The sequence below is a fragment of the Microbulbifer sp. TYP-18 genome, from assembly GCF_040932045.1.
In the GTDB taxonomy this organism is placed as follows: domain Bacteria; phylum Pseudomonadota; class Gammaproteobacteria; order Pseudomonadales; family Cellvibrionaceae; genus Microbulbifer.
Map to the genome: position 1 here is coordinate 1 of NZ_JBFRBC010000049.1, position 9873 is coordinate 9873.

Here is a 9873-nt window from a genome sequence, read left to right on the forward strand (position 1 = left end):
GCCCAGCCAGGCGTTCAGGTCCGGCCCCAAGCCCTTAAAAATTGTCAGCAGTCCCTGCGTATCGTCCCGATACTGCACCACACCGTCGCGCCACTCGGGCGCCCCATAGTGCAAAATGGCGTGCATGGTGTCAGCGATACTGGATGCCAGGCGGGCACCCACATAGCCGGAGCCGGCATAGTCCCCCGCAGAGGTCCCCTTGCCCGCGGCTTCCTCCGCACGTTGAATGCCCACCAAGCCGTCGAAAACACCTTCGTAGCTGCGCTCTTTCACATTCGCCCAGGCTTGGCGGAGATTGGCGGTCTGGAAACGGGTGATCAGGCGGCGGATGCCCTGGGATTCGGACTTGCCCAGGCCCAGGCGGGCCAGGGCTTCGTCGGTGCCGGGGTCGGGAAGGGAGTATTGAAGCTCTACCAGTGGCCCTGGTAACTCCTGGCCAAGCTGAGCCAGAGCCAGTCCCCACGCCTCTGGATTTTGTTCTGCCATAAAGGCAGATGTGAGCGCCGCCCTTTTAAGCGACGTGCTTCCAAATATCTGCCGACCCAGATTCTCGGGCCCGCGCGTTCTGAATGCAGAAGCTCCCAAAGCTCGGACTCTTTGTCTGTACCGACCAACAGACTCATCAGCCAGTCCGTTAAGGAAACGGTCAGGAACGGGGTCCCCTTCCCTTCCTCTGTGCTCTCTTTCTCCAATTTTTCCAGCAAAGCTCCGAGCGAACTCGAATCGGCCATTTTCAAAGCTGTATTGGACATACTCTATCTCCGGCAGCAGGCTGGAAACATTATGATAGGACGCCTCCAGAAGCCGACGCAAATTCTCCGTGTCGGAATCCCCGAAGCGCAGGGGCTGTATCCACTCCATTCCGTCGTCAGGGTATTCCTGTCGCGGATGCGGTCGCACATGACGGGTGGAACCGAATTTCAAGGCGCTGGACAGCATATGCTCGGTGCGTCTCAGCAGGGCAGCGTCGCTCAATCCGTCGGGGTCGCCGACAAACACCTTGCCGTTGTTGTGGGCATAATTGGCCACGATGGCGTAGATATTTTGCCCGCCACCCAAACCGGCATCCAGACGCGATACATTGATCCACACTTCGCCGTCTCGGTTCTCCAGCACCTCCACGGGCTTGTACAGGGTCTTGCCATCCCGGCCCTGTTTTTGTTGGGGCACATTCAACAGCCAGTGCCGCGCCACCGCCTTGCCCCTTGCGCTGTCGTCCTCGTGAACCTGATCCAATTGAATGCCGGTATCCGTCTCGCGCAGAATGTCAGCTAGATCCTTGGCTTCAGATGACGGCACCCGGAACAGGTCATCATGGCCCGCCAGTAGTTTCCAGAGGGCTACCACATAGTCGTTGGCACGGCGCTCCGCTGCATAGAGAACCCCTTGTGCTTTTCCTTTACTTTCCTTTCCCCTTCTCTTGCCCTTGTTCCCCTGACGCAAAGCCCGTTTTCCCCTGGCCAGTAGCGCCACAATATCCGCTTCGGTCCACTTGGCATTGAGACCCAGTTGACGCAACCAACGGCGCACCACGGCGATGATGCGCTGTAGTAATTTATTTTTCGGATCACTCTCCGCCAGATGGGCCACATATTCGTCCGCCACCCGACGCCTGGCCTCGGGGCCACTCAGGCCCTGCAGCTGGCTGCGATATTTGTCTTCCAGCGTATCGCGCACCTCCACCGGCATGTCCCGATAGATTTCGGTCAACACCAGATCCAGGCGCTTGCCGGTGACCGCTCGAATGCCCTTGTGACCGACCACCTCGTGCAAGTAGACACGCACGGCATCGGCAGGATTGTCGAGGTTGCCCGCCACGATATAAGCGGTACCCGTGTCCGTGTGGTAAATGCCACGCACCCGCCCGGTGACGCCATCCGATTCAATCTGCCGGCGCAGCGCCTTAGGCAACCCGGATTCATCGGCCACCACCTTGGCAGCAACGCCTACCGATTGTTTAACGCGGCTCAGCGCGGCCTTGGCCAGTGCCGGTTGAATACCTCTGCCGGCACCCAATGAGTACAGTTCAACGCTCTCTTCCGTACCTTGCGCCTTCGCTGACATTACAAAGGCGTCTCGCGCATCAGAACTGTCGAATACAAAGCCTCTCCGCGCGCCGCTGGTCTTGTCCCGGTAACGGCTATAGTAGCCCTGGTGTTTCTTGGCCAATTTTACGACTAGACCATATTGATCACCCAGAAACTCAGTCGGAATGGCTGCATACACAGTTTCACCAGTTTTATTGTGGGTCCATTGGTCCAGCTCGTAGGTGTTCTGTTCGATTTCAGTTTCGGACCCTTGCAGGATATGGCGCGGAGCACTCTCGGTGTACTCAATACGCTCGAAAAACTCCTCGATACTTTCTGAATTGTCGAAGTCCAAACGGCCTTTACCGGTATCGTTGATACTCTGGCCGGCGGGAATCTTATCGATAATCACTACCCGCGCTTTCACTTTGGTGCCTGCTCGCTCAAAGGTGACACTCGGCAGACCGTATTGCCCTGCAAGGAATGCGTGACTACCTTTGCTTTCGCTGGCTTTCTCGTCGTACCACTTGTCAAACTTTTTGTCAGCCGCAGGCCCCTCAGGAATCAATGCCACTATGCGGCCACCGTCACGCAAATGGCTGAAGGCTTTGTCCAGGTGTTTAATCGCGGTGGCGCCGCCGAGCCCAAAAGGTGGGTTCATTACAACCGCGCCATATTTATTCACCACATGGTGGTTCTCGAAGCGCTCCCGCAGCACCTTGCCATCTGTGATCAGCATTGCCCGAGATGCTAACTCGCCACTCGGTTCAATAAGTGTGCGATTCGCCGTCTGAGGAAACCAGCGCGCAATAGCACCGTGTCCTGCACTGGGCTCAAGTACATCCTCTGTAGCACCAATGCGCGCCCACTCCACCATTTTCAAGCCTAACGGTTCTGGCGTGGCAAAGTAGTCGATACCCTCCTTGGCTTTATTACGGCTGGTTTTTTTCTGCTGACTGAAATAAAAGCTCTTGGCTTTTTGGAACAGGGTAATTTCCGCCACACCGCGGCGATCGGCAGCCTTGCCACCTTTGCCTTCATCCAGGCTGGCCGGATACAGGTCGGCATCCTCGAAGGAATCTATAAAGGCTTCGCGCAGAGCCCGCGCCTTCTCACCCAATGCTAGGTTCTCAGCCGTGCTCGCACGTTGGGCGATTTTGCTGGCAAATGTCATACGCTCGAAGTTCGTACCGGTATTGAGGTAGCGGAATAACGCATCACTAACAGAGCCCACCCGGTAAATGCGACCTTCAATCTGGATAGCCTGTGTCGGCTTGACAGGCAGTCCCAAGTTAATTAGTACGCGCTGGTGCTTACCGGTAGTATCATGCAGAGATACCCCGGCCTCGCCCGCATCCTGCTGCACCAGAATTACGTCTTTGCCATTGCCGTCCGTATTAAAATCCGGCACGGCATTTTTTCGCACACTCTTTGCAAGCCTGCCGTTAATCATCAGGAGGTCATCACCAAATGCCTTATTAAACTGCTCAATTGGTGACTGCAAATTGCTGAAGTCCAATGTCAATAGTTCCGGGCGTTCAGCCACAGCTGCCCGTGTGAGTTCAATAAAGTCAGTGTCTCCATGGTAACCCTGGTGCGCAGCTTTCAATACGGCAAAAGGATCGAAACCGCCACCCTTGTTAAAGCCATGGAACACCACCACTTTGCGACCCAACTTAATGTGCTCACGCGCAATCTGTACCGCTCCTCGGGCTTTCAGTGATTCCAGCAGGTATTGCCGTTTTTGATAGTCGAAGGTCTTATCGATTTTCTCCCAAAGGTCTCGGTACTTGCCGTCCCCGGTTTCACGCAACCAGTCCAACATTTCATCGAGGCGAGCACCGATGGACGATTCCACCATCACAAACTTACGGTCATAGTCCACGTCTACATCAAGTTCACGCCCCCGTAGCAAGCCCTTATTCTTGAGCCACTGGTTAAACTGGCGTTCCATCAGCGACTGATCCACTGCCGCTTCGGGAGTGGTCAGTTTGTTGTAGCGCATCCGGTAGCCAAAGTGTTGGATGTAGAAAGAGTTGCGCGCATCTGGGTCGTTGTAGGCCAGGTGATCGTTATCGCCCTTGTTGCCCCAATCCCAAAGGTAACCCTGCCAATAGTTCAAATTGAAATGATAGGCCCAGGGTGTTGCACTCAGGAATAGCACGCGCGGTCGGAGATGACCCTGGTTCGCCTCGATATATGCCTTCTGCTCTGAACGTACTTTATCCACCTTTCTGTAGTGTTTATTCAGTTTTTCCTGGAGCTTGTTGGCGCGGTCACGCTGATCCTGCCTATCGCTATCACGCAGCTGACTAATTTCTTTACTTAGAATTTTTACCTCTGCAAACAACTCCGGGTTAAGCATGGATGTGCGTGTATAGTCGCCTCGTGCGTGTAGTGCCAAGGCATCCAATACCTGGCCCGCGTTGGTAATTGTGCCCTGCTGGCCACTCGATAGTTTTTGTGATTCGTCAGCAACGATTAAATCCCATTCACGCCTCGCTAATGCATTGTTTACGCCTACATTGGCATAGGTTGAGATTGTGATAGTGTCTTTTGTGCCGCTATCGTTAGTGTCTTTAAGTTGGTGGATAACAAGGTCTAACGCTGGCGCACTCTTCACCCAGGCATTAATCACCTCTTGTGATGGGGCGACAACTAAGATATTGCGCTTGTCTTGTAGCCAATAGCGCTTGATCTGGCCAAGCCCGGTGAAAGTTTTTCCCGTACCAGTACCATTGGTAATCTGCACACCGTAGCCATCCTTTTTGGCAAACCGTTTTTCTATAAACTCGATGTCACCCTGCTGACCGGGAAATAACTGCGGTAGGGTTCGGCGAATGTTCTCAAGATCGCCGGCTTCTACGGTGGTGGCGCTATCCGCAGAGGGGGTAGGTTTTAGGGAATCTTGTTCAGGAGCTGGGCTAGACTTTCCTGCTCGTTCTCGCTCAGTCCAAGTGGGCGTATTTCCAACCGGATGATCTGCAAGGCTTCCGCCGGGGTTAGTACTTCTGGAAGTGCCGCGCGCAGGTCCGCCAAGTCTTTTACTGCTGACGCTATCGCCTCGCGTTCCGCTAGTAGCGGTGCTACGCGCAGAAACGCGACGATCACTGGATCGCTCAAACCCTTCTCGCGAAGTGCCCTCGCCTCCAGGTGCAGCGCCTCCTCCATCTCCGACTCCTCCATCGCCATCACTTCCCCCCAAGCGGTCTTGGTCGGATAGTGTTCCGCGATCTGATTCCAGCTCTCTGTCGGCAGTTGGTACATTGCTAAGCTCCTCACTCACATCAGAAATAGTGTCCAAGGCACCGCTGGATTCCAGTGCATCAATAACGCTGCCTGCATCCATACCCGCATTGTCCATGCTGGGGTAGTGTCGCACACCCTCGTAGAAACTTCGCAGGTAGGGTTTAACTCCGTTACCCAGATCCTCCACCATTGCGCGGGTGAAGTCTACAAATTTCCGTGTTCCAGCCTCGATGTGATACCCCGCGAGAGTTATCCCCGCCTGCATGAACTCCGGGTCCAGACCAGTGCTCGTTTGCGCCAGCTTTGAACGTAACAACTCACGTGCCTTGGCGGCGGCCTCATCAGTGAAAATCTTGTTCTTTTTTCCGTAATTGGTATTGGGTCGTTTCTTTTGTCGACCATTATTGTGCGTACTGAACCTTTCAGCTTCATTCAAATCACTCTTCTGATCTGAAACTCGCTTCGGCTTTCCACTCTCTTGTCCAGACTTCCTCACTTTGTCCCAAGCAGCCTCAATATCGGCCTTCATTGCTTCAACAGCTTGTTTCCCGAAACGACCCCGAGCATAGCTGCGCAATTTGTCGAGCGAGTCCATTTTGGCAGCCGCCCTTTCCAATACTGCCGTAGAGTCCTCCACACTGGCCTCAGATTCAGATACCCCCACGCTTATGGGCTTAGCAGTGTTACCCTTTTTCAGCCACTGACGGAACTGCTCCATAGTCATTGCCGTCACCGGCCCGACTTTCCACCCCTTGTCATAGGCACCCTTGTAACCGGCAATGGCTTTGGCTTTGTCACTGAATCCCAACAGAACCTTGTGCTCATCGAAACTGCCGTCCCTGTTCACCTGATCCACCACAAACACCCGATCCGAATCCACGTCCGGCCCCACAAAAACATCCACATGGTCGCCGTCAGCGCCTTCGGTTTTGCGGATATACCCGTAGTGATGAGGGAGGGTGTTTTGCCAGCGCTTGCGGTCCGGGCTGATCCCGGAACGGATAGAACCGCGAGGATTTTCGATGGACAATTCCAGGCCGTGCAGTTTCAATTTGCCGACCTTGTAGTTACCAGCCTCCTTCTGCGCCTCCGTTGGTTCAGGCAGGCTGTTCAGCGGGCTGGTAGCGGCTTCGTTGGCGGCTGTTTCTATCTCTGTTTCGGTAGACGTCAGTCTTTCAGGTTCGGATCGTTGAGTATTGGTCGCAACCGGTCCATTATCCGTTTGTTGCGCGCTGCCCTCCGGCGCTCTTGCTCTTCCCGATAGCGTACTCGCTCGCGATTGATCTCTTCGCGGGTGGGCTCCTTGTACTTCGGTTCTTTGGATTTGCTCATACAATGCCTCGACATGCTGATTCAGCGGAAGTTTACGCGCTATCAGTTGCTCCAGGGTCTCGCGGGATACACCGGCCTTCAGCGCTTCCTCTTCCAACATGGCATAAGTGCGCGCACCGTGGCCGTCAGCGGGATCGAAACGAAAACGCCCTTGCTCATCGTACCAAAAGCGGTCATCCGCAGGGTCGAAAGCGCCGTCACCACTATATCCCGCCTCCAGCTCCTCCGACGCACGATCCAGACCGCTCTCCGCTTCATACGCATCCAGTAATAACTCGATCACGCGCTTCTGTCGATCACCCAAGCGGCCACCGGAAAGCGCTTTGGCCACTGTCTCACGCACATAACTCACACTGGCCAGGTCATCACTGTTTTGGAACCACTCAGGATTCACACTGGCAGTACGTCCATTAATCTTGCCATGATCATCACGGGTGTAAGCCACATCACCACCAACAACCAGATCGCCAGCCATCGATTGAATGGCGCGACGATACGTTTGTTCAGCGAAACGACGGGAAAGGCCCTGGGCTTCCACTTGTTGAACCCGCTTCACCTTTGGCAAGCCGTCGATCAATTCATGTGATGCCTGGAACTCTGCCTCTTTAGCCAGAGATTCTTCTTCCTGAGCCCGCTCAGCTTGATTGATGCGATCTTCCAGAGCTTGGGCTTTCGTATCGATCAATGACGGCGGCTCGTAAGGAATACCCTCTTCCCGCCTTTCCATCGGCTCCAGGGACAGTGCAGCTGGGTCTGTGCTGTCAATTTCAGGCCGCTCGAACTCAATAGCGTTGTCGGGCTTGACCGCAGCCGGATCGATTTCCAGCGGCGCCATCGTCTGAGCATAGGGTGTATAGTCAACAGTCCCCTCCGGCGGGGCACCGGCCTCCGGCATGGTGGTACCGTCCAGGGATAAATCCACATCGAAATTGGGCGCTATCTGTTGGCGTGCGGCCTCCAGGCTTTGCACATAGGACGCTTCCTCGTTCATCTTGAGGATTTCCGCCTCAATCTCGGAGTTCAGTTCCTCCGTATTCAGTGTCCGGCGGCGCTTTCTGGCTTTTACCTCCTCCTCGATTTCCCGTGGAGTCCGCGACAAGGCTCCAAGGCCACCACCGGCAATGGTGCCACCCAATCCTTCGGCCACTACGGCATTTGCCAGCCCTGCAGAGGGATCATGTTCCGCATCCGCTTCCTGAATGGAGTAACCGGCGGCAAGATGCTCCGCCGCACCTTGCGCGGCTTCAGTCGGCATCTCAACCANCAGAGCATCGATACGTGACGGCGGCTCGTAAGGAATACCCTCTTCCCGCCTCTCCATCGGCTCCAGGGACAGTGCAGCCCGGTCTTTACTGCCAATTTCAGGCCGCTCAAACTCGATAGTGTTGTCGGGCTCGACCGCAGCCGGATCGATTTCCAGCGGCGCCATCGTCTGAGCATAGGGCGTATAGTCAACAGTACCCTCCGGCGGCGCGCCGGCCTCCGGCATGGTGGTACCATCCAGAGATAGATCCACATCGAAATTGGGCGCTATCTGTTGGCGTGCAGCCTCCAGGCTTTGCACATAGGACGCTTCCTCGTTCATCTTGAGGATTTCCGCCTCAATCTCGGAGTTCAGTTCCTCCGTATTCAGTGTCCGGCGGTGCTTTCTGGCTTTTACCTCCGCCTCGATTTCCCGCGGAGTTCGCGACAAGGCCCCAAGGCCACCACCGGCAATGGTGCCACCCAACCCTTCGGCCACAACCGCGTTGGCGAGCCCTGCAGAGGGATCATGTTCCGCATCCGCTTCCTGAATGGAGTAACCGGCGGCAAGATGCTCCGCCGCACCTTGCGCGGCTTCAGTCGGCATCTCAACCAAGGCGCCTTTCACAGCGCGTACCGGTCGAGACCCCTGCAGTTTTCCGGTCAGCGCCTTGTCGATATATCGACCTGCCACTGTGCCCAGGAGCATTGCCGGAACGCCTGCCCGGTAGAGTCCCTTCTCGCCCAATATGGCAGCGGTCGCCTCGCGCGCCTGCTTGAACGCATCCCCGTGGTCCATTGCTCCCTTGTCGCGCAGCCCCCAGTAGGTCTCCTGAAACAATGGCGCCTCAGTAAGGATTGCGGCCGGCATCTGCAGAATGTGATCTTCTACCTCCCGCGCAACCTGGCCCCCAACTATCGCACCCTCGGCCATGCCATAACTCAGAGCCCCAACAACGGAATTGGTCGCAGCATCCCGAGTGGCGTACTTCTTTTTCAATGCCTTGACCGCTTCCTCCCCACCTTCATCCGCAGCCTCTTTAAGACTACGCTCCCGCGCCGCTTTTATTCCTATCCTCTTGGAGATGCTACCCAGCACTCCACTGATCACGCCTTTCAGCGGACCACCCGTGGACACCATGGACCCCATGGACCCGGCCACACTACCAATCAAGGCATTCCATGCGTGCGGATCTCCCCAGGCTTCTCCCGCCTCATACCGGCTGACAGGTTCTCCGCGCATATTCATTTGCGAGCGGCCCGGATCAACATCCACCGCCCATTGCTTCCGCATCGCCTCTTTAGCATTACGACTGAGGTTTTCCCGACTGCGGCTGGACGACTGGGCGAGTTCGTCCGACAGATCCCCAGCCGTCTCACTCCTGGCCAAAACCTCAACCGTTTTCAGCTCGCCGGCATAGCCGTCCTTCCACGCGCTCCAAGCATGGTTTTTCAGGTCTTCCAGCATTCCAGGCTGCGGCGCATCAGTATCAGTTGGAGCACTATCGGGCCGCTCCAATTGATCAAAGTAATCGCCCCCGGAAGCCTGTTGCTCCAGTTGGTCAAAATAATCAGGCATAACAGCCACCAGATTGAAGAAAGGGAAACCGCTGCCGAACAGCGCGGTCAATGAGGAACATTAAACGCCCGGGCGGGGAACCTCGGGTAGATCGACAACCTGAGTCTCTTCTGGGATCTCAAAACCTTCAGGCAGATAGCCGAATTTACTCAAAAACAGCGATGCTTGGTTTGGTTGCTGGTATAGACCCTGCACCTGACGCTCCGTTGGAGTGGGGTAGCCGGGCACTGTTCGAATATCCGGGTTTCCACCGGAAGCCATCTGTTGTCCACCACCCTGCTCGGCACCATACAGATTCAGGTATTCCTGAATAAAATACTGCCTGGCGCGCTCCCGACTGCCACCCCAGGGCTTAAAATCCGTACCGTCACTGGAGAAGTATCCCGCAGTCTCGTCGATACGAGTCTTCGCGTAGGCTTCGGCCTTCTTCACCAACTCCACTCT

2 protein-coding genes are annotated in these 9873 nt (G+C 55.7%); both read right to left on the reverse strand.

The features are described 5' to 3' along the window. The coding region (locus ABVT36_RS18380; protein ID WP_368457864.1) for a DEAD/DEAH box helicase family protein at positions 1 to 9429 on the reverse strand (9429 nt) is incomplete at its 3' end. A 60-nt stretch (positions 9430 to 9489) separates the two neighbouring features. Further along, positions 9490 to 9873: hypothetical protein (locus ABVT36_RS18385; protein WP_368457865.1), on the reverse strand; the 384-nt coding region annotated here is incomplete at its 5' end.